Genomic DNA, 20,683 nt, shown 5'->3' on the forward strand with positions numbered 1-20,683 from the left:
GGCCTGAAAAGAAAAGTCCTTTGCCGTCAAAAAAGGGGAGTGATTATTTACATTTTTTTACTACGGCGATGAGAGCGGTGTTTGAAGACACTTCAGACCATTGATCAAAGAACTTCTGCCAGGCTTTAAAGCCGCCAATCTCTCCGATCGCAAGGATCATAGCTTTATGGCTTGCCTGAAGTACCTCTACTGCAGCCGTTAACTCTTCAATCTTGGCATCTCTTAAACCAAGGGCTCTCGCAAGCGATTCCTTCGACTACTTCTTCTGCGTCGCGAGCCATGCGAGATTCTGACTTTGCTGATTGACCGCGGCACTAATTAGAGACATACGCAATTTGTCTCTAGTGAGTGAAGTTGGTGCTAGTTTAAATTTTCTAGCAACTGAACGAGCAGTAATCGGCTCTCCCTCGTTGAGCATTGACGCCAACGTATCAGAAAGCTGGATATCGCGAGAAGTTGCTGCCTTTGATCGAACTCTAGGCATCTCTAAATGGTCCTTTAAATGTTTGTTTGACGGCAACGAACAAATCTTCTCCAGTAGGAAACACTTGCTGTCCTGGCTGTGTCGTTAGAGCCGCTTCTATACCCTCTAGTCGTTTAATTGCGTGCGCTAACATGTTCTCCTTTCCAATTGGCGGAGCAGGATGATCATCAATGCTGGAAATGAGCTTCTTATATCGATCACGAAGTGCAGTCAGGTTCCTGGTATGATGCGATATATTAGTCGCCGTGAGATGCCGGCAGCCTGAGTAACACTCTAGGGATTTCGGGCACGGATCGACTGTGAATGAATTGAGGCAATGTCCGTAGGGCGTTGTATGAAAACCGTCTGCTTCGGTCGCTAAAAAAATAAAGGCAGCCTCGTCTCCTTCCGTGACTTGTATCCTTTTAAATTCATCCACGATTGGACCCGCGGCACGACCAGACCTGATTAACTTAAGAGCACTAATCGAACGGTCGTTAAATAGATCTTGAATTTCCCCTGGGATGCTCATATCGGCGAGCTCTTCGGCAAGACTTCGATGATCATAATCATACGACTGAGCGAGGGACTTTCTATTGAACCGCTTTGTTATGATTGTGTCAGCGACACCTAGTCGAAAGAGCTCAGTATTCTGCAAGTGCCTAAACATATGCGTGTTAATCGAAAAGTTCTTAACCTCTTCCATATCCGAGTATTTTGCGAATAACGATCGGCTAGTGACCAGGTCCCCTAGAGAGCGATCAAGGTCTGACGAAATCATTCTTCCGACAAAAGCATAGCGTCGAAGGTCACAAATACCGCCGTTCCGTTCTTCCGCGATTGCTCGCTTCGGCATTAGAAAAAGCAGATCCGCAGGAGATAAACCGGTGCTTTCCAATAGTGGAAGCGAAATAGTATCTGACATCTTCGAAGGAAGAGATGTTGGAAGGTTATTCTCGAGGTCATCGACTAAAAAGTGGGCGTCCTCGTAACTCATACTTTCCATCGGTGCGCCACACCAATCACGTGCGAATTTTCTCAAATCAATGCTGCCGCCTTTTGTGGAGAAATAGTATCGAACTCTATTATCGATCCTTGCTCCAGACCTCCTTAGCGTTTCCTGTCGTCCCCCTATCTCATCAAGAATGTCTGTCTTATAGGCCTTCTTATATTCATCTATTAAAGAAGAACGATGCGGATCAACATATGGAAATGGGTCTCCAGTTAAGCGAGTATATAGGTCTGTCACCGAGATCAGTTCCTGCAACTCAAATTCCGGAAAAATTCTTCCGGACTGACATTGCATTTCAAGCCTAGATCGCAAGGGCGAAGTAAGCTCAACGACGTCATTCAATGTCTTCTCTATTTCGGCTTCAAATATACTAGGAACGTGCTGCGCAGTCGGAAATAGCGCCAACTTATTTGCGTCTGACAGCCTCTGCTTCTCGCCAAAGTATCGCACCATCAGTGAAGTGCTTATTCCGCCACTGTTGCCGGCTAGATTTCCGCGAACGTCAAAATAATCTCGCGATTTCGCCCATTGAGAAGGAATGGTGAAGACTTCATTCACACGTAGTCCAGTGAAGATAAGTGTCTTAATTGCAGCGAACCGAAGCTTGTCCAAGATGCTGATTGGCTGTGATTCGTAGGAAATTCGTAAGATCTCCCAAAAGGCCGCTTCGGTAGGGAGCTTGTTTTTTGATGAACGCTCTTCCAACGATCTCTTTATGGCCTTCGCCGATCTGGGGCGCATTGTTGTCTTTGTGTTGCCGCGACCACTTAGCGCTGATAGAGGGCAATATTCGGAGAGACCTTCATTGTCGAAGAGTCGAGAAACAATACCTCCAATGTCGATAGATAGCTTTCCAGATGCCTGAACCTGTTTGGCGGCGCGCGCAGCGAGATCTACATGTGCTCTTGTCAATTTCCATGGCGGAATGTCCTTACAAACCGAAGCCAATGCGAGAAGGGGCCGATAGGTTGCTCCATAGATTGATGCCGGCTGAATGCGTCGTCGGAATAAACCGTCCACAACTGCAGCCTTGATCATTTCTTGCCAAGGATTAGAAATTACAAATGGACTGCTGGAGTCGACTAATTCCGGCTGTAATTGATGTGCCGCTTCAACAAGGATGGAGATGGCGAAGAAATTATTGAGATAGTGTATGGGGGGAGGGGCCAAGCCAGATAATGACGTCAGATTCCATGCAATTTTATCATCGACTCTTCCCGCTAGATCAGGAGTGATGAACCACTCCAGACCTCGGTTCTCACATACAGACTTAGCGGCATCTACTATCGTTTTAAACCTTTCCTCACTCATTCTTCTTCCTCGATCGTCAGTATCAATGACTCGACAGCCTCGAGAGTTCGGCGCAATTGCATGAATGCTGGGCTGGCGGACTCTCCTTTTGATTCATCGGCGAAGAACTTTACCACTCCTTGGAAATGGTCACGGACTTCCTTGTGAATTTTGCTATCAGCTAAAGGCAAAAATTTACTGCATGTGTAGCAGGAAAGAGCCGGATTCTTCTCACAAAGAGATTGTCCCTGGGAGCAACCACCTATGCCAAAAATAGCAATTCCATGAGGGACAGCTCCAACTTGACTATCAGGAGGCAGCTTTAGTAGCTGCTCTTTACGAAGCATACTGGTGCTCAGAAAACTTGTGATGTTTCCAAATATTGGGGATATGCCCAATGCTTTGTTGACTCTATCTGCCTGTGTGGGAGATGCCTCGAAGTATGCAAGCCCACTCGTGATGTCAGAATGCCCGAGATAATCGGCTAGCTCAATTTCGGTGGCACCAGCATCTACTAGTCTCTGAGCACCCGTATGCCTGAGCTCAGTTTGCGTGCGCTCTATCGCGGTAACTTTGAAGGTTGCGGCCTTAATGATAATTTGGATTCTCTGGGGCGGCAGGCCGAAAAAAGACTGTGGTCTGTCCTTTTCGGTTACAAACATATTCGGAGAAGCAATCCTTCTTCGTTGATACTCAGCCATCATTGACGCCCACTCAGATTTAACCTTCCGAAGCATTGGAACACGCTTTTCGCTTGTTCTTTGCTTCGCCGCATAAAACTTAGCGTGAATTGTGGGCGGACCCGATGAAAAAGGCTCTCTGATAGTAATGTCTTCTACATTTAGGGAAGCGATCTGAATCGTCCGGAAAGCATGTTGATATGACCAGTAGAGAATGCAAGCCGAACGGAGTTCAGCGGAACTGACAAAATGTCCCTGATGAATCTGTCGGTTTAAATCGTCAAAGTAAGATATAATGAGGCGCTCTTCATCCATTGTCAGGAATGCTTCACCTGTCCGGACTGTCTTTCTAAAATCTTTCCGGATTCCCCAGGGCCATTGACGAACCATGTCTGCATGCGCCGGCGTCCAGGGGCCAACGAACGATTCACAGAAGAACTGGAGAATTGATTTTAACAGTTCTAGCTGACTCGAATGGCGAGCCGTAGTAACTACGACATCTCGCCAGTATGCCGCTGATACATGCGGTTCATTGAGAAGCCCTCCCAAGAATACTGCTAGATCTGTTGCCTGGGATGCCATTGAAGAGGCTCTATACAATGACGAAGTTGCGTCATGCCGAGCCAAATGCCACGCCAACCACCCCTTTAAAAACGGCACAGATTCTAATGGAAGCGTATCCCATCGAATAATCTTGCGCTTTCCGTCGGCAATTATTTCCCAAACATTGGGGTCTTTTTCTGTTGAAACAGATCGAATCTTTCCCGCGTAGTCGTCTTCGTATCGGATAACTGTCGGCATAACGGGAAGGGAGGTGCGCACCACATTCAGTACAGTGCTGTAGTCGTTTGTTGGATTAGTGGGAGATGCACTAACCATTGGTGCTCTCTAACCGCCGTAAAGCGTCCGTGTGAATATCGAATTGATCTGACCAGACTGTCGACAATCTATTCTCAAAATATGCACGAGCGTAATGCCGTGGCATTTCTGAAGCATATGACCATCCAAAAAATGCTCTTAGCTTTTGGAGAGCCACAGCCATCTCAGTGCCAGCATCAATAAACTGGGTTAGTCGAACGACAGCGCATGTATGGCGAAGATCATGAGGTGTGATTACTTGCCTTCCAAGTACTCTCGATAAATCGGCCGCAGCGCCTTTTGACAGCGACGAGGAGAGGGAGAAGAATATTCGATTGACATTCCTTACCGACATCGGTTGATGTCGATTATTACTAAATAAGAAGGGATGAGGCTGCTTGCCCCTCCAGTTATCAGAGTAGTTTGTAACAATATCTGCCAGTGGCGACGAGATTGGTATCTGACGCTGAGATGCAGTTGTTTTAAGTGAAGGCCGGAACGATCTCTTGTCGAGTGGCCCGCTATAATCAACTATATTGAGCCAGGTGTATTGTTTTTCTCTTATGCTGCTGTCTGCTCTATTAACCGGGTTGGCATGCAACAACAAAGCTTCAGATCTGCGCAGTCCCTGATGTAGAAAAAGCAGAATAAGAGCATAGTTTCTCTCTTGAGCTGCTTGGGTCCGAAATGGATTTCGGCGACTATCGGGCGTGGAGACTTCGTATACCTCCTCAATGACGCTTGATGGTAATGCGCGCACATTCCGGTATGAGCGAGACCGATGAGGTCTTAGGTTCTGGTATAGGCTTGTAAGGCGATTCAACCGGCGAAACAGTGACGTCAATTTATGGCTCTGGGCCTCAACCTGTGTGAGCCATGTCAGGATATCCAATACGAACCGATAAGCGGCCGGCCAAGCCATAGGATGCTTTTCTGGCTGTCGCGCCCCAGCGTTCTGGACGTATGAAAAGTACGACGTAAGACATGTCTCGATCTGATCAAAATCGAGATGCGCTAGATGTTGGTCGAGGGTATCGGAGCCCTGGAGCTGGCAGCTAAATGCGTAGAGGCGGTCAATATGCGAAAGCCTCTGTGACAACGTGCTTGGGGCTAGGCGTGCTCCAGCAGTTGCTGCCCAGACTGTGGGCCAATAGCGGGGCCGCAAACTGTCAATTAGGCAGTATCCCTGGAGCGCATCCGGGACTGACGCTGATTTGATATTTTTTAGAGTCATCGAGACCGCACACCTGAACCCGACATTGGACCGTCAGTGGTCACATAGGCCGGCGGCTGTTCGATCCGCAATGGGGCCATCCGCTTGAGCTATTGGGGGCTCCGCGGCTGACCCCATTGCTCTCAGCGATCATGGAACAGCAAAAGGCAACACCCTTTAGAACGTCCCACCAATTGGATAATTTGCATTACGGAAATACGGACCCCAAGTGTGTCTATGTCCAGTGTGTAAACTATCTAGGAAATCTGTACATATGGCGGCAGGGTCTGCCTAATGTTTGACAGGCTCCTGCTACAGCTTGCTTATGGAGGCGCAAACGGAGGGTCTTTGACCATTCAAGAAGCGATCGCAAAAGGCGCCGCGCTGGCGGGTGTTGAATTGCAGCAGTGTGGTACCGCTGGGGCATTGCACGCGCAAACGGTACTTCCCTCACCCATTCTACGTTCGCTACCGCGGGGCAAGTGCGACCCGATGATCTCCCGGAAGTGGTCAGGCAGCCGACGGTCAGCGGCGGAAGCTGGGGGGTAGACCCTGGTGGAAAACCGGGAACGAAGCCACCAGTCCCGAACCCACGGCCAAAACTTTGAGGTTTTGAGCCTTTAATTCGGTCAACTGCACCGGCCAGCCAGAGCAGGCAGCTAAGGAGCGGTCCCCATGTAGCTGAGAAGCGGCTGTCTAGCTTTTTGTTCCCAGAGTGCGGGGTCGCGAAATTACGAGAGAAACCCCATGGCGCACAGGCGGTAGTGCAATGACAAACACCAAAACGACGACGAAACTCGGAAGCGCCCATGATTTTCCAGAAATGGAAAGCGAGAGAGATATAGGCTCAAAAATTCCAAGCCGCGTATTCGTCAGTTAATCGAGTTCAAGCCGACGAACGAGCCGGAATTCCGCTCGGCCAGCAGCCTCATGAGATGCGCAAAGCGTGTGAAGTTGCCGACCTTGTTATTCATTAGTACGGAAGTACCGGTGATCCGGATGGTCAACCGCTGGATCGAGTATGCGGTCGAGCGCGGCGTGCATTTGGAATCCACTGAAGCCATCCTGGTGTTGCACTATCGTATTGATGGCGTACTGCAGAAGGTGGAGAAGGCGCCGCCGCAGAGCCGAGCCGCCGTGGTGTCACGGCTGAAGATCATGGCCAGGTTCGATTCGCCGAACGCCACCGGGCGCAGGATGGCCACACCAGCCTGGCCGTCAAAGGCCGCGAGATCGATATCACTCCGAGTATCGGTCCTGTAAGAGTTCTATGAATTTCTTGCGCCAGAATTCACTCGACGAACCACTTCGCAAGTGAACTCATGACATTCACAAGAACGCAGCTGTATGCAGATGAAACTCCCTGTGCCTTTCATATTCTCCGATAAAGATATGCATGTAGAGATTTGTTGGCCTCGGTAAATGGAGGCGAAACAGCTCCTCAATCACGGCTGCAGAGCAGAAATGTTTGGCTTCATCTGCGGTTCTGGTGGTAATGCTACAACGGTATAAACCATCGTCTTCCGATACGTGGATAGCCGCCGGCAGGGCCCAGGGTTGTGGAAAGCGGGTTGCGATTGCCTCAATTGAGATCATCAGCTCTGTTGCAAAGGTTGGGCAGACTGGTTCACCCTCGGCAATGCAATAGCTGACTGTTTCGCCGTCAACTTCGATCGCGCCGAAATACTCACCGAACCCGTCAAGGACGTTTTTCAATATCAGGCCGTGGAAAATTTCGCTGCGATCGATGATTCGCTTGGGCTTTGGCATGGTTCACCTCATTTCTTTCTGAAGTCATCATTCATACTCTCCCGGCGACCGCCGAATGGCTTCGCCCAGAAGCACGAACAGGTGTTTTGTTACGATCGACGACCAACCATCGAGATCAGGCGCCCGGGCGGTAAGGTCGATGCGGACATCCATGGCCTCTACAGCAGACTTTGTCCTTTCATCGACCAGATCGATGTACCGTTGGGTCGTCTTGTAGTCGATATGCCGTGCGAGCTTCTGTGTGGTGGCACTGTCAGTCACTTTCGAGATCGATGTGACATAGGTCGCCTTCGTGTTGTGGAACATGTAGATGCCCTTCAGCTCCATGTCGTCCATCAACCGGTCGAATGCAGAGCGGAAACTTTTGATTGGTCGCAGGGGCTCCGTCTTACTCTGCCCGCGTGACCCTCGCACAAGGATCAGCCGGGTATTGCCGGATTCGAGCGCCTGCTTGCGGAGGCGCGTGAGAATCTCCCATGCAAGCGGGTTGGCTCGAACAAATTCATCACGTTTTCCCTTCGTCGCGTCGCCCGGCAGCCGATAGCTCCGATGCTCGTCGTCCATTTGACGCAAGTCGAGATTGACGACCTCATTCTTGCGGAATCCCATGAGACGACAGAGCATGACGGCATCTACAACGTGCTGCGCGGGGGGCTTCCGGGCTACAAGTTTTGTGCCCACCCTGGTCCGGACACGCTTAACCCCTTCGTTGCGTATCAGTGCTCCAATCACTGAATCCGGCAGCTGCCTGGGAAGACGCTGGCTTGCTCTCAACTTCTTGATCCGCGGCATCATCGGTAGCAGGGGTGCGCCGGTTGCTGGATTGCGGGTTTCGTGAGCGCGCCTAAGGGCGGCCGACAGGGTTGCGAGATAATGGTTAATCGTCGATGCCGACCGCAACCGATCGGAATCCTTCCATAGAGGTCGGTTGTGTTGCTTATGCTGCAGGATGGCGCGGTCTCGGTCGGGCCCGCCTATCCATATGCGCAGCTTGTGCTGTCGAGCCCGCTGGACATATCGCTCAATGTCAGTATCGGAGATCGCTGTTACTGGCTTGTCGGGTGCAAATTCCGGACATGATAGAAACTCGGCAATGTGGTCGGCCGCGTTGTGGTAATTGGAGGTGCCCTGGATTGAATCAAGCCAATCGGCGAAGCACTCGGCAATCGTGTATTCCGGCGTGGAGGACAGAGAATTAGCGGGCCTGGACCTGAGCGCGACCTTCAGAGTTTCTTCGATTGCTTCTGCTTCCCGCTTGTTGCGTGCAGGCTGCCCGGTGTCAGTATGCTTGCAATATCCAACATGCCGTTCACCCTTGAGGGTGAAGTCATACGTCCATTGTCTCCGTGACTTTCGGAAATACACGCTCATGAAACGAATCCTGTCAGAAGTCCACGGGATTGCAGGCGCTGCATCGCCTGACGGTGTCCGGTGTGATGTGGCGTGACGTCACCCTTAGCGGGCAGAGGGAGACACTGTCCAACCGCCCGGCTGACCTGGTATGCTATTAGGCTATCCACATATACACGGGTCGAGGCGCCATCCTTGAAACCCTCGAGGAGGCCTTGATTGACCAGCTTGCGAACCCGGCTGGGATCGCAGCCGAGCACTTTGGCAGCCTCTTTGGTCGGTAACGCGTATCTGAGGATGAGGTCAGTCATGGGTTGGTTCGTCCGCTTCTGCAGGCGATATACGGTGTTGATTTGAAAACCCAAGTCGAGGGCCGGGCAGGCTCGAGGTGACTGACCCTCGTCAGGGGTGATCAAAACTGCGGCCCTCGCTGTGTCCGCTCCGTAACTACTGCTTTCGAAAGCTCATCCATAAGCGTTCGAGAATCCCGCCCCGGCACTTCTGCGGCAGCAGACGTTTGAGGGTGATTAGGGTTTGAAGGTAGTGAGCCGCTCAAAGCGGGGTGGCCGTTGCCTCCGTTACCCCCGGTGCGTCGAGCGCGGCGCGCCCGGATGAGCTTCGAGAGCTTGTGAGTGCTGATTACGAGGCCCTGCTCCTTCAGGCCTTCGTGGATCGTCCGGATTGCGACACCGTCCCGATAAAGTTCCCTGGCAAGCCCAACGGCTTCCGCGGGTAACTCTCGTGCCCGCCTTTGAAGTATCGCCGTGTGTTTCTGCTCGATGAGTTTACGGAGTGATTGGGGATCGAAGCCCATTTTGGAAGTTCCTTTTTCTCTGTCGGCACAATCGCCTGACAGAGCGAACTTACGACGATGGGGTGTAAGAGCAGAAACTCGGCGGATCAGTGAGAGTGTTGCCTCCATTCTTGTGCGATCAAACTCCTCCGCCCTGAACCAAAGGCACCTATTGGGTCAAAGTGTCCACGTTTCGTTGATTAATGAAATACTTACGTTGGTCAGCTTGCGTTTTGGGAGTTTGACCGTAGTTCAATCCGCTACCAGAAACCAATTTAACTGGAGTTGACACAATGCCTGGTGAGCGCATCTACCTGTCCGCGGAATTCAACGAGCCACTTCGGATGGCGCGAAGCATATACGGCTCACCTAAAACCCAAGATCTTCTGCTGTCCGTTTTGAAGAGGTGGCTAGCCATCGAGGGTCAGGTCTCTCATACAGCCAGCCCAGATCTCATCCGTCGAAATTGCGAGGTCCTTGAGCGGATCGCCGTGATGCTGGAGAGGCGCGAGAGTATGACGGGCAGGCTTAGCGCAGTGGAAAAGTTGTTGCACGAACTCAGAGAGCGCCTGGATGAAATGAATGCGCTTCAGCGGGAACGATAATGCTTAGAATCGGATTACCAGCCAGCACGACATACTATCTCGATGAAATCGCCCGCCAGCGCATTGAGGCCGAGTTTCTTAAGGTCGAACTGGGCCCAGCCGTTAGCTTCTTTCCAGGTGGTGAGACGGCGGAGTTTTATTTGAGTGCACCAGAAGGGGAAGTAGCTTTCGGAATACGGGATGGCCTCGGTTTCAATGATAAAATATACCGGAGGCTCATAAGCGGTAAGTCCAATTCCGGCCGTACTTTGCGGCAGAAACAAGGAGGAGATGCGGTTCCTGGATTCGAATTACTATTTCCTGCTCCCAAGCCGTTGTCTGTGAGCTGGGCGCTCGCCGCGACCGCTCATAACGAGAATGCAGCCAAGCTATTTTGGCGAGCTCACATATCTGCAGTTAGGGCTACGCTGAATTTCTTCGCTCAGAACCTTGCAACCACGAGAACTGGGCGGCATGGAACGCAGGAGATCGCGCAGGGGGCAATTGCAGGAGCGCTATTCCATCACTATGACAGCCGTCCAGAAGGCGAGCAGTTGGGAGACCCCCACCTCCACACGCATGCCGTCATCTACAACTCGCATTTCGATGGCCAGAAGTGCCGAACTCTGAACAGTAAGTATTTTTTACGCAGTGATGCTGTATTTCTCCTCGGTCAAGCGTACCAAAAGGCCGTTAGCGACGCTTTAGTCGGTGCTAAAATCCCGATCACGTTTGTGCGGGAGACCAATAATCTCCTTGTTCCGCATGTCGTCGGACTGCCAGTCGCGCTTCTCGATGAGTTCAGCCGACGCAAAGCAGAAATAACAAAGTTTGCAAAAACGACCGGCGAAAGCAAAAGATACGCCGCTTTGAAGACAAGGAATGCAAAACGGTCGAACATTACCGCTCAATGGGCCGCCTGGCGCCAGTCCTTCAGTAGATATCGCCTTAGCCTGGGAGAACTCAGCCGACTATGGGAAACGATGTCGCGGGAGCAGCTGCGGTTACGGAAGGTTTCGCCTACAAAAAGCCTTTGGTCCCGGCTTCTTCGAGGGGGGAGTGTTTCAATCCTGGAGGCACTAACTGAGGCGATACGGTTGTCCAGCGGTGATCCCAATCAGCCGATTGATCGATGCTACAATTCACTTCTCGCGAGTCCGCTGGTTGAGATGCTTTCAGAGCATCGTTACAGAGGTGGCGTTAAACTGACCGGATTCAGGCGCATCAATAGGGCGATAAAGAAGGTAAAGCGTGACGTCGGCGAACTGTTCCTTGAGCGAATGCGTTTGGCAAATGCGCGAGATTATTCGGCGTGGCTTAGCGCCTCAAATGAATCAGGAATGGCCGATGCCAACCACATTGTTCCTGGCAAAACGTCAGGTAACGAGAGCGCGGATGAGAAATATACTCCACACAAAATAGGAGGCGGGTTGGAGTTTTATGAAGAGGATTTTGAATTGAAGGAAGCCCCCGAAGCGGGTTCTGCGGAAGGGCCTTCAATGAAGCCATGATATCTCAAACAGAAGTGAAGCGAAAGAGAAATCAGGTTATAAGGGACCAATAAGGCTTGACGTGAAAACTTGCGCCTTCATATCTTCGCTCAGATAAGCGAAGCGAGGTAATATTCATGGGGACTCAGGGTATCGCTCTCCGAAAGGCAGTATTGCTGCAGTCAGGCTTCGAGATATTTGCGTTTGGTGTGAGCGACCACGGAGTTCCGCTGTCCACAGGGTCAATCACGTTCGTTGACTATGAAGCGGGACGGATCTCCAGTGTGCGCGGCAGCTGGTCTGTTTTGGATTGGGCAGAGCCAGAGTTCGATTTGACTAAGTATGCGGTCTTCCGTCTAAGCGATACCCGTCGAATTTACAGGTATGGGGCAGATAAGTGGCAGCGGGATCGGGATCCGTTCTGTTTGCCAAGAGCGGGATATCTCTATGTTGAGCCATGGAGGCTGATAGCATCAGGGGGTGATCTCTATATCATTGGTTTCGCGAGGCAGAGCGAAAACTCACCCAAGTCGAGGCCTCTTGTAGACAGAGTGTATTACTTCAACTTGGTGCACAAACTGGCCGTATCAATAAAGGACGGTTGTCACTATCGTCTCACGCCTTACGACCCTGATGAGGCATTGGACAGGTGCTATTTGAAGATGTTTTCGTTTAACCGTGTGCATGATACTTCGCCGTATGTGCTTGCTCAGCATGAATTGGCGGCATTGTAGTGGGGTGATACAGACCCATTCCGTATTGAATGAGGAAAACAGAAGAAGGTGGTGTCTGAATGCGGTGGCCATCCACATTCCCCCGGCAGCCAAGACCAGCATATGATGCGTCGCTGATCAGAGGGCGCTTTTCGTTGCGGATCGAAATGCTGCGGGAGTCCGACTTCAATTTCATCGAAGTGGCTCGGATCCTGGTCAGAGCCGGCGTCGGCCTGCAACAGACGATTCTTGGCCTCTACGGCTTTGAGCGACGGAATGTCGTGGTGTTTCACACCGTTTCGGTGAGTCCTGGTTTGGTCGATCAACTATATAAATACGGCTTGCAAGCAACGATTTGCAATTTGGGATAGGGGTGTTGCAGCGTATGGCGGATTGGATTGGCCTGATGAGCGTAATTGATCGCTTTTTCCCCCGGGATGCCCTTCGGGCGCGCGAGACACATGCGCCCGTAGGGCGGAGCGAAGCCAGGGGCGATCTCGCTGCCAGTACACCGTGAAAGTCATCTTCCTGGATATTGACGGCCCCCTGCTATCTCATCGCACGCGATTTCTTCCGCAGAATGCGATTGAATGGTGCAGGACGAATGTCCCGCCTCTACCGGAGGCGTTTGACCGTCCAATAGGGCCAATCAAAGAGGGAGCTGATCGGATACGTCACTTTGATCCCGTAGCGTGCGAATTGTTGCGGCGACTGACTATCGGGCATTCCGCACGCATCGTAATCTCGTCCAGTTGGCAAAAAGTTGGGCGGCGGAACATGGAATTTATTCTGGAGGAGAATGGGATTCCAGGTGAGTGGCTGCATCCGAAATGGAGGACAGACTTTCGGAAACTGGGTGCTACCCGTGCGCAGGAAATAAGATACTGGCTTGAAGAGGCCAAAACGCGTGGGGAGCATATCGCAGCTTATGCCGCTATAGATGATGATGTGAGCGTCCTCTCTTTGCCAGGTGGCGTTTTTGTTCCTTATTCGGATGGCCTTCGTTGGTGCGATTTTTGCTCAGCCTCCGCGGCGTTGGGCGGAGGAGTGCAGATATCCAACTTGGACGTCCGGGATGGAATCTTGACTGCCGATCTTCATCCCGGCCCGTTGGGTGAAACGGTGATACTAGGGCACGGCCGGTCAGTTCGGAGTTTCGAGTTTGGCCCGATCGAGCCATCCACCGCGCCGGCGCCTCCTGGCTGCCTTCGATTACACCATAGCCACTATCAGTTGGTGAGAGTGGCCGAGGAATCGCGGTCGGACCCATGTGTCGGACGTGAAGGGTCCATTGACGAGGACTGACGTTCCGATCAGGTAAGGGCAAGTTCTGCTAAACCCCAATAGTAGTTCCGGGGTATTTTCTCGGTATTCCCGGCTTCTCCGAACGCTGGCAACTGGGCCGAGGGTCGAGAGCGGCTTTGGGGTGCCCTGGCCTCCGCAATCTTCTCCGCATTGGGATCTGCTACTTTGGCAATCTCGCAAGCCCGCGGTAGCTGCACTTACGGCATCCCAGCACCTCACCATCTGAGAGAAACCAGGCGTGGATTGCAGAATGGCACTGGCGTAACCGGGCTCACCCGTCAGACCGTCGGCTATCTGCCTGGCTTTCGTCCCCTCGGCATTGCCTTCGGCCTCGGGGCTCCCGGAACCGGCTCAACGCATAATTCCACCAAGCGAATCTTGAGGACCTTCACCAGCTTGTCCAGGAACGCCAAAGTAGGGTTCGCCTGACCCCGCTCGACTTTGGCCAAAAAAGAGGATTCCACCTCTGCTGCGCCTGCAAGGTCCTCCAGCGTCAGGCCGCGATCAACCCGAATTTTCCTTAGATTCCAGCCAACTATTTTTGTCGCATCCATAAGTGGAGGCGACCAGCTTGCAAGTGATTATTGTAGGTCGTAAAAGACCAATAATATAGTTATGGAACAAATCTGAACGAGCATGCCGGTATCCAGCGGTGGATGGGGCAGACAGGAGGGGGCTTTGAAGTCGATTATTTTGTCGCTGTTATCTATTGTAGCGTTGCCCGTCTACTTCATGCTTAGCATCGGCATCGTCGCTTTGGCTGGTTGGGCCGGTGGGACAACCGGTGCGCTGCTGGCGATCCCAGCGCTGATATTTGGGCCAGTTCTTTTGCTGTTCAGGTGGGCCGAGGCGCGAGATCGACGATTGTTTAAGCGGCTTAATTTTGAGGCCTCACGGAGAGGTCTGGGAATCGATTTCTCCACTGTGAACTCAAGAGATACATGCGCGGTCAGCATCGATGCGACATCGTATCAAATGCTTCTGCTCCAGAAGCAACACATTGAGATTATCCCTCTTAAAAATATCCGGAACCTCAATTTTCGACACTCTGACAAGAAGCTTGAACTTCTGCTCCGGCAGGTCGAGCGGCCTCGGGTATTAATCGAATGCTTGGACAATGAGAGCGGAGAAGAGCTCGAGGCGCGCTTAAGGGCGGTATGTGAAGCATACTGGAATACGCACCAAGCTGGGTCAGCCGCAGTTGCTGATGCCTAACTGCCGAGCTTTGTCTGGCTGGGACTTTGGCTGGGACTGGGGGGCCATTCAGGGGCATTCGAGGCCCGCTGCCGGGCAGCGGGCCGAATAAAATCAACAACGTAGATATAGAGCCGAAAACTACGAATCTGGGGGTCAGGAGTTCGAATCTCTTCGGGCGCGCCATTTTCTCCTCCCTGTTCGTCCCGCATCCTTATCTGGTTATCTAGGTGTCGCCTTTATAAGGCGGCGCAGGAACGGCTGTTGCCTGTCACGCGGGGCATGACGCCGCATCCGGGTCGCTGATCGAAGCGCCATCCCGTTCCGTCGTGCTGGCCGGCTGTATTGCCTGCGGTTCTCTCATTCTCCCTGCTTCAGTTGGCAGCCTCGGCAAGCCACCCGAGACAGGTTTGGTTCGCTCGCGCCAAACCAATATCAATGGTTCGGCACAGTGAAGCGGCAACATGCTTAAAATCTTGGCTTAATTACTGATTTACTGGCAATGGCGTCGAGGTTTTCTGGCTTGCGTCATCGAACCATTGCTTTTAGGTTCAATTGTTATGGACAAGAGCCTGCTGCATCCCGACAGTACGGTCGCAGTCGAACGGGTCGACCGCGGCCTGCGCGAACTGGTGCGCGTCCAGGCCGCGGCGCCGGAACGACCGCTGCCGACGGAGCGCGCCCTCTCCGAACGGTATGGCGTCAGCCGACGGGTGGTCCGCCAAGTGCTGGCCGGACTGGAAGCCGAGGGCAAGATCTGGCGCCGTCAGGGCAAGGGGACCTTTGTCGGGCCCGCGCCGGCCGCCTCGGTACCCAATCTGGGCCGGCTGGCCAGCCGCACGAACTTCTATGAAATCATGGAGGTTCGCTTGCATCTCGAGCCGAGCATCGCGCAACTCGCCGCACAACGGGCCAGCCCCGACCAGATCGCCATGATCCGCAAGCTGGCCGAGCGGCTGGCTGCGCGCAATACCGAGGTCGATGCCTCGACGCTGGAACGCTGGGACAGCGCCTTTCACCGCAGCCTCGCCGAAGCGGCCGGCAATCGACTGTTCCTCGACCTGTTTGAGGTGATCGACAAGATCCGCTTCGACCCGCTGTGGCAGAGCACCCGGGCGCGGGCGCGCACACCGGCAGGGCGCGCCACGTCGGGCCAGCAGCATCTGCAGATTGCCGAAGCCATTGCCCAGCGTGATGCAGCACGCGCCGCCCTCATCATGCGCCAGCATATCCTGACCCACCAGGAGGCGCTGAACCGGGCGATGAATACCGACGCTGCCTGACCGACTACGCCGTTATCATCCCCGATGCCCGTTCCAGCACAAGGATTGACATGACCAGTATCCCGTTTGCCTTCACCACCCGGCCCGAAATCAAGGGGACGTTCGGCGTGGTGTCCAGCACGCACTGGATTGCATCTTCGGCAGCGATGGGGGTTCTGGAGCGTGGTGGTAACGCCTTCGACGCGGCGGTGGTGGCCGGCTTTGTGCTGCACCTGGCCGAACCGCATCTGAACGGTCCGGGCGGCGACCTGCCGGCACTGTTGTGGGATGCCCGTCGGGACCGGATCGAGGCACTCTGTGGTCAGGGGCCGGCACCGCAGCAGGCGACGATCGCACATTTCCGCACGCTGGGGCTCGACCTGATTCCCGGTTCCGGCCTGCTGGCTCCCTGCGTGCCGGGAGCAGTGGATGGCTGGCTGCTGATGCTGCGTGACTATGGAACGATCAGTGTGACGGAGGCGCTGGCGCCGGCGATCCATTATGCCGCCCGGGGGTGTCCCCTGGTGCCGCGTGTGATCGATACCATCGCCACCGTTGAGGCGCTGTTTCGCGAGGAGTGGCCGACATCGGCCGCAGTCTGGCTGCCGCGGGGCGCCTTGCCGAAGGCCTATGACTTGTTCCGGCAGGAAAGACTGGCCGCCACCTATGTCCGGTTTACCCAGATGGCCGAACAGGCCGGCGGCAGCCGGGAGAAAGGTATCGAAGCTGTGCGCCGTGCCTGGCGGGAAGGTTTTGTCGCTGAAGCAGTCGATGCCTTCTGCCGCAATACCGAGGCGATGGATTCATCGGGCCGCCGGCACCGCGGGGTGCTGACGGGTGATGACATGGCCGGCTGGCAGGCGCATATCGAAGCACCGCTGACCTATGATTATCACGGCTGGACGGTGGCGAAATGCGGCCCCTGGAGCCAGGGGCCGGCTTTTCTTCAGCAGCTGGCATTATTGAAGGGGTTCGATCTCGCGGCCATGCCTGCCGACGGCCCTGATTTTGTGCATGTGGTGACAGAAGCTGCCAAGCTGGCCTTCGCTGACCGAGAAGCCTGGTACGGCGATCCCGATCATGTCGATGTGCCGATGGATGCGCTGCTGTCGGACTCCTACAATGATGAACGTCGCCGCCTGATCGGCAGGCAGGCGTCGCTGGAACTGCGACCGGGCAATCCCGCCGGCCTGGGTGCCCGCCTTGCCAGTGTGAAGGCAGGCACCGCGCGAGGGGCCGGTATCGGAGAGCCGACGGTAGGCCGCCTTGCGGCGAGTGACGGGGCCGTCAGCCGCCGTGGCGCGGTCGGCGGCGATACCTGCCATGTCGATGTGATCGACCGGTGGGGGAACATGGTGGCGGCCACCCCGTCGGGTGGCTGGCTGCAGAGCTCGCCGGTGATTCCGGAACTCGGGTTCTGTCTTGGCACGCGCGCTCAGATGTTCTGGCTGGAAGAGGGGCTGCCCAATTCCCTGAAGCCCGGCAAGCGTCCGCGGACCACGTTGTCGCCGTCGATGGCGCTGTATGATGGCCAGCCGGCCCTTGCATTCGGCACGCCGGGCGGTGACCAGCAGGACCAGTGGTCGCCGCAATTCTTCCTCAAAATCGCGCATCACGGCATGAATCTGCAGGAGGCGATTGATTCGCCAGCCTGGCATACCGAGCATTTCCCGAGTTCATTCTATCCGCGTGCGGCGAAACCGGGCCATCTCGGGCTCGAAGCACGCTTTCCGCAGGCAACGGTCGAAGCGCTGCAGACCCGCGGCCATAAGGTCGAGGTGGGCGGCGACTGGTCGGAAGGCCGGCTCTGTGCAACGGCGACGGATGAAACGTCCGAAGGCACGCTGTTGCGTGCAGGCGCCAATCCGCGCGGCATGCAAGGCTACGCGGTCGGACGCTGAGATAGCGAAACGGGGGCGCGCATCATGACCTGGTCGATCGTTGCCCGTGACCCCGCAGATGGCAGCTATGGCGTGGCGGTTGCCTCACGCTTTTTTGCCGTTGGCGCACTCTGTCCGCATATCCGGCCTGGTGCTGGCGCGCTGTCGACACAAGCCCTGATCAATCCGACCTATGGTCCGCGCGGGCTGGCTTTGCTGAATGCGGGGTACGGTGCCGGCGAGGTTCTGGCGGAAATGCTGGCTGGCGATGCCGGCAGGGCGGCACGGCAGCTGCATATTGTTGACCGCCAGGGCCGTGTTGCTGCCCATACCGGTGTGGATTGCATCGGCTGGTGTGGCCATCGCGGCGACGAGAACCTGTCGGTGGCCGGCAATATGCTGGCCGGGCCCGAGGTGGTCGATGCCACTTTTGCCGCGTTCCGACAGGCGGCCGACCGGCCCTTTGCCGAACGATTCCTCATGGCCATGCAGGCAGGAGAGGCCGCTGGCGGAGACAAGCGCGGCAGGCAATCTGCCTGTCTGGTGATTCACACCACCGAGGAATATCCGGCCCTGTCGCTGAGGGCTGATGACCACGTCAATCCATTGGCCGAACTGCATCGGCTCTACGGCATATCGCGTGGCCGGTTCGCGGCCTTCATGAGCTTCCTGCCGACCCGGGACAACCCCTGTGGCATTTTCGACCGTGCCGTGATCGAGGCGGAAGTGGCGCGGCGGGAGGCTCTCCTGGCCACCGAAGGAGGGGGCGTCTGATGGCGCTGCTGGAGGTCGAGAACCTGCAGACCTGCTTCACAGGCGACCGCGGCGAGATCCGTGCCGTCGATGGTGTGACATTTTCCGTCGATGCCGGTCGCACGCTGGGCATCGTCGGGGAAAGTGGCTGCGGCAAGTCGGTGACCTCGCTGTCGGTGATGGGTCTGCTGCCGGCCCGGGGGGCGCGTATCGCCGGCGGCAGTGTAAGGTTCAAGGGCGTCGATCTGCTGGAACTTGCCGAGAGTGCCAGGCGGGATTTGCGCGGTAATCGGCTGGCCATGATCTTCCAGGAGCCGTTGACCTCGCTGAACCCGGCCTTCACTATAGGTGACCAGATCATGGAAGGATTGATCCGGCACCGACAGATGAGCCGCACGGCTGCACGTGACGCGGCGATCGCAATGCTGCGGCAGGTGCGAATCCCGGCACCGGAACAGCGCGTCGACGATTATCCGCACCAGCTTTCCGGCGGCATGCGGCAGCGGGCCATGATCGCCATGGCGCTGGCCTGCGGACCGGAGCTGCTGATCGCCGACGAGCCAACCACGGCACTCGATGTCACCGTGCAGGCGCAGATTCTCGATCTGCTGCGCGACCTGCAGCGGGACAGCGGCGCGGCTATCCTGCTGATCAGCCATGATCTCGGCGTGATCGCCGAAATGGCGGACGAGGTGGCAGTGATGTACGCCGGCCGTGTGGTCGAGCAGGCGCCGGTTGCTCGCCTGTTCGAAGCGCCGCAGCATCCCTATACCATCGGTCTGCTGGGTTCGATCCCGCGGCTTGATTATGACCAGTTACAGCTTGCTGCCATCGAGGGCAGCGTGCCAGACCCGAGCAATCCCCCGCCTGGCTGCCGGTTCGCGCCCCGCTGCCCGTTTGCCGATACGGAATGTCACACGGCACAGCCGGCCCTGCGTGCCATTCAGCCCGGCCATGCCGTGGCCTGTCGGAGGGCGCCGCTATGATACCGCTGCTGGACGTCTCCGGTCTCAGCAAGCGCTTTGTCGTGCGGTCGAACTGGTACGGGCGGCCGACCCATCATCTCAGTGCCGTGGATGGCATCAGCTTTACCCTGGCGGCCGGCGAGACGCTGGGGCTGGTCGGCGAAAGTGGCTGCGGTAAATCCACGACCGGCCGGTTGGTGCTGCGGCTTCTGGAACCCAGCGCCGGCACTATCCGTTATGATGGCCGCGATATCACGACCCTGGAAGGCAGTTCGCTGCGTGATCTGAGGCGCGAGATGCAGCTGGTGTTTCAGGATCCTTACGCCTCGCTCAATCCGCGCATGACGGTCGGTGATATCCTGACCGAACCCCTGATGCTGCATGGGCTGGCGCCGCCGGCCATGCGGGGGCAAAGGGTCGCCGATCTGCTTCAGATGGTCGGATTGTCGCCACAGCATGCCCGCCGGTATCCCCATGAGTTTTCCGGCGGTCAGCGCCAGCGCATAGGTATTGCCCGCGCTCTGGCGGTGGAGCCGAATCTGATCGTGGCCGATGAAGCGGTTTCGGCGCTAGACGTGTCAGTACAGGCCCAGGTTCTGAATCTGCTGAAGAACCTGCAGGCCCGACTCGGCATAGCGCTGATCTTCATCGCGCACGACCTCGCTGTGGTCCGCCACATCGCCGACCGCATCGCCGTTATGTATCTCGGCCGGATTGTCGAGATTGCGCAAACCCGGGCGCTGTTTGCCGCACCCCGGCATCCCTATACCCGCGCCCTGCTGTCGGCCATTCCGGTGCCGGTGCCTGGTGTACGCCAACAGCGCGAAATGCTGGCCGGAGATGTGCCGAGCCCGATCAATCCACCGTCCGGCTGCCGGTTCCACACACGCTGCGCATTTGCCACTGACCTGTGCCGGAAGGAGGGGCCCGAATTATCGGGCGATGGCACGGATCACCAGGTTGCCTGCCACCACTGGGGCGGGCTGCCTGCCGCAGCGCCGCTGCCGTCATCAGGCTCGGGGCCTGAAGCCGAACGGCTGGCCCGTCTGCAGGCTCAATTTGTCCGTACCGCCGACAATCAAACCAACATGCCGGCCTGAAGAATGCC

At 55.4% G+C, this 20,683-nt stretch carries 16 protein-coding genes; 9 read left to right on the top strand and 7 right to left on the bottom strand.

The genetic code is table 11. From position 1 onward, the window contains the following. Positions 1 to 476: 476 nt before the first annotated feature. From ACEQZY_RS18970 to ACEQZY_RS18980, 3 genes are read right to left on the bottom strand one after another with little or no spacing between them, the layout of a single operon-like run. Positions 477 to 2,786 carry a hypothetical protein gene (locus ACEQZY_RS18970; protein WP_370156491.1) on the bottom strand — a complete coding sequence of 770 codons (2,310 nt, stop codon included), beginning with the start codon at positions 2,784 to 2,786 and terminating at the stop codon, positions 477 to 479. Further along, positions 2,783 to 4,324 carry a tyrosine-type recombinase/integrase gene (locus ACEQZY_RS18975; RefSeq protein WP_370156493.1) on the bottom strand — a complete coding sequence of 514 codons (1,542 nt, stop codon included), beginning with the start codon at positions 4,322 to 4,324 and terminating at the stop codon, positions 2,783 to 2,785. The genes ACEQZY_RS18970 and ACEQZY_RS18975 overlap by 4 nt, the downstream gene beginning before the upstream one ends. Then, on the bottom strand, positions 4,317 to 5,537 hold the full coding sequence (locus ACEQZY_RS18980) for a tyrosine-type recombinase/integrase (RefSeq protein WP_370156495.1): 1,221 nt from the start codon (positions 5,535 to 5,537) through the stop codon (positions 4,317 to 4,319). The genes ACEQZY_RS18975 and ACEQZY_RS18980 overlap by 8 nt, the downstream gene beginning before the upstream one ends. Positions 5,538 to 6,506: 969 nt before the next feature. Between ACEQZY_RS18980 and ACEQZY_RS18985 the strand changes: the two genes are divergently transcribed. Further along, on the top strand, positions 6,507 to 6,779 hold the full coding sequence (locus tag ACEQZY_RS18985; RefSeq protein ID WP_370156497.1) for a hypothetical protein: 273 nt from the start codon (positions 6,507 to 6,509) through the stop codon (positions 6,777 to 6,779). A 66-nt stretch (positions 6,780 to 6,845) separates the two neighbouring features. Here the strand turns inward: ACEQZY_RS18985 and ACEQZY_RS18990 are convergent, their stop codons facing one another. From ACEQZY_RS18990 to ACEQZY_RS19000, 3 genes are read right to left on the bottom strand one after another with little or no spacing between them, the layout of a single operon-like run. Next, positions 6,846 to 7,286 carry a hypothetical protein gene (locus tag ACEQZY_RS18990; protein ID WP_370156499.1) on the bottom strand — a complete coding sequence of 147 codons (441 nt, stop codon included), beginning with the start codon at positions 7,284 to 7,286 and terminating at the stop codon, positions 6,846 to 6,848. A gap of 27 nt (positions 7,287 to 7,313) precedes the next feature. Beyond that, a complete protein-coding gene (locus ACEQZY_RS18995; RefSeq protein WP_370156500.1) occupies positions 7,314 to 8,657 on the bottom strand; it encodes a tyrosine-type recombinase/integrase in 1,344 nt (447 codons plus the stop codon). Next, positions 8,654 to 8,947: a helix-turn-helix domain-containing protein gene (locus ACEQZY_RS19000; RefSeq protein WP_370156501.1), complete on the bottom strand. Its 294-nt coding sequence runs from the start codon at positions 8,945 to 8,947 to the stop codon at positions 8,654 to 8,656. Before ACEQZY_RS19000 ends, ACEQZY_RS18995 begins: the two co-directional genes overlap by 4 nt. Before the next feature lie 1,086 nt (positions 8,948 to 10,033). On the opposite strand from ACEQZY_RS19000, the gene mobF reads away from it, so the two are divergent. Continuing rightward, a complete protein-coding gene (mobF, locus tag ACEQZY_RS19005; protein WP_370156502.1) occupies positions 10,034 to 11,524 on the top strand; it encodes a MobF family relaxase in 1,491 nt (496 codons plus the stop codon). A gap of 1,205 nt (positions 11,525 to 12,729) precedes the next feature. Further along, positions 12,730 to 13,521, top strand: coding sequence for an HAD domain-containing protein (locus ACEQZY_RS19010; protein WP_370156503.1), 792 nt, complete (start codon positions 12,730 to 12,732; stop codon positions 13,519 to 13,521). 290 nt (positions 13,522 to 13,811) lie between these two features. On the opposite strand, the gene ACEQZY_RS19015 is transcribed toward ACEQZY_RS19010, so the two are convergent. Beyond that, on the bottom strand, positions 13,812 to 14,075 hold the full coding sequence (locus ACEQZY_RS19015) for a helix-turn-helix domain-containing protein (RefSeq protein ID WP_370156504.1): 264 nt from the start codon (positions 14,073 to 14,075) through the stop codon (positions 13,812 to 13,814). A gap of 124 nt (positions 14,076 to 14,199) precedes the next feature. Here ACEQZY_RS19015 and ACEQZY_RS19020 point away from each other — a divergent pair, with 124 nt between their 5' ends. The 6 genes from ACEQZY_RS19020 to ACEQZY_RS19045 all read left to right on the top strand — a co-directional run bounded on the left by ACEQZY_RS19020 (position 14,200) and on the right by ACEQZY_RS19045 (position 20,675). Then, entirely contained in the window at positions 14,200 to 14,736 is a 537-nt protein-coding gene (locus ACEQZY_RS19020) for a hypothetical protein (RefSeq protein WP_370156506.1), read from the top strand. A gap of 539 nt (positions 14,737 to 15,275) precedes the next feature. Further along, on the top strand, positions 15,276 to 15,998 hold the full coding sequence (locus ACEQZY_RS19025; RefSeq protein ID WP_341701873.1) for an FCD domain-containing protein: 723 nt from the start codon (positions 15,276 to 15,278) through the stop codon (positions 15,996 to 15,998). A 50-nt stretch (positions 15,999 to 16,048) separates the two neighbouring features. Then, a complete protein-coding gene (locus tag ACEQZY_RS19030; protein WP_370156507.1) occupies positions 16,049 to 17,878 on the top strand; it encodes a gamma-glutamyltransferase family protein in 1,830 nt (609 codons plus the stop codon). 24 nt (positions 17,879 to 17,902) lie between these two features. Then, positions 17,903 to 18,631, top strand: a complete 729-nt coding sequence (locus ACEQZY_RS19035; protein WP_370156508.1) for a DUF1028 domain-containing protein — start codon at positions 17,903 to 17,905, stop codon at positions 18,629 to 18,631. Continuing rightward, entirely contained in the window at positions 18,631 to 19,596 is a 966-nt protein-coding gene (locus ACEQZY_RS19040) for an ABC transporter ATP-binding protein (RefSeq protein WP_370156509.1), read from the top strand. The genes ACEQZY_RS19035 and ACEQZY_RS19040 overlap by 1 nt, the downstream gene beginning before the upstream one ends. Continuing rightward, entirely contained in the window at positions 19,593 to 20,675 is a 1,083-nt protein-coding gene (locus tag ACEQZY_RS19045; protein WP_341701877.1) for an oligopeptide/dipeptide ABC transporter ATP-binding protein, read from the top strand. The genes ACEQZY_RS19040 and ACEQZY_RS19045 overlap by 4 nt, the downstream gene beginning before the upstream one ends. Positions 20,676 to 20,683 lie beyond the last annotated feature (8 nt).

Origin of the sequence: Ferrovibrio sp. (assembly GCF_964218355.1) — a bacterium.
Classification (GTDB): Bacteria; Pseudomonadota; Alphaproteobacteria; order Ferrovibrionales; family Ferrovibrionaceae; genus Ferrovibrio.

Bases quoted from the DNA above. Each gene is read 5' to 3' on its own strand.
- ACEQZY_RS18980 (WP_370156495.1), bottom strand. From the start codon at position 5,537: ATGACTCTAAAAAATATCAAATCAGCGTCAGTCCCGGATGCGCTCCAG.
- ACEQZY_RS19035 (WP_370156508.1), top strand. From the start codon at position 17,903: ATGACCTGGTCGATCGTTGCCCGTGACCCCGCAGATGGCAGCTATGGC.
- ACEQZY_RS19015 (WP_370156504.1), bottom strand. From the start codon at position 14,075: ATGGATGCGACAAAAATAGTTGGCTGGAATCTAAGGAAAATTCGGGTT.
- ACEQZY_RS18995 (WP_370156500.1), bottom strand. From the start codon at position 8,657: ATGAGCGTGTATTTCCGAAAGTCACGGAGACAATGGACGTATGACTTC.
- ACEQZY_RS18970 (WP_370156491.1), bottom strand. From the start codon at position 2,786: ATGAGTGAGGAAAGGTTTAAAACGATAGTAGATGCCGCTAAGTCTGTA.
- mobF (WP_370156502.1), top strand. From the start codon at position 10,034: ATGCTTAGAATCGGATTACCAGCCAGCACGACATACTATCTCGATGAA.
- ACEQZY_RS18990 (WP_370156499.1), bottom strand. From the start codon at position 7,286: ATGCCAAAGCCCAAGCGAATCATCGATCGCAGCGAAATTTTCCACGGC.
- ACEQZY_RS19000 (WP_370156501.1), bottom strand. From the start codon at position 8,947: ATGACTGACCTCATCCTCAGATACGCGTTACCGACCAAAGAGGCTGCC.
- ACEQZY_RS18975 (WP_370156493.1), bottom strand. From the start codon at position 4,324: ATGGTTAGTGCATCTCCCACTAATCCAACAAACGACTACAGCACTGTA.
- ACEQZY_RS19025 (WP_341701873.1), top strand. From the start codon at position 15,276: ATGGACAAGAGCCTGCTGCATCCCGACAGTACGGTCGCAGTCGAACGG.
- ACEQZY_RS19040 (WP_370156509.1), top strand. From the start codon at position 18,631: ATGGCGCTGCTGGAGGTCGAGAACCTGCAGACCTGCTTCACAGGCGAC.
- ACEQZY_RS19030 (WP_370156507.1), top strand. From the start codon at position 16,049: ATGACCAGTATCCCGTTTGCCTTCACCACCCGGCCCGAAATCAAGGGG.
- ACEQZY_RS19045 (WP_341701877.1), top strand. From the start codon at position 19,593: ATGATACCGCTGCTGGACGTCTCCGGTCTCAGCAAGCGCTTTGTCGTG.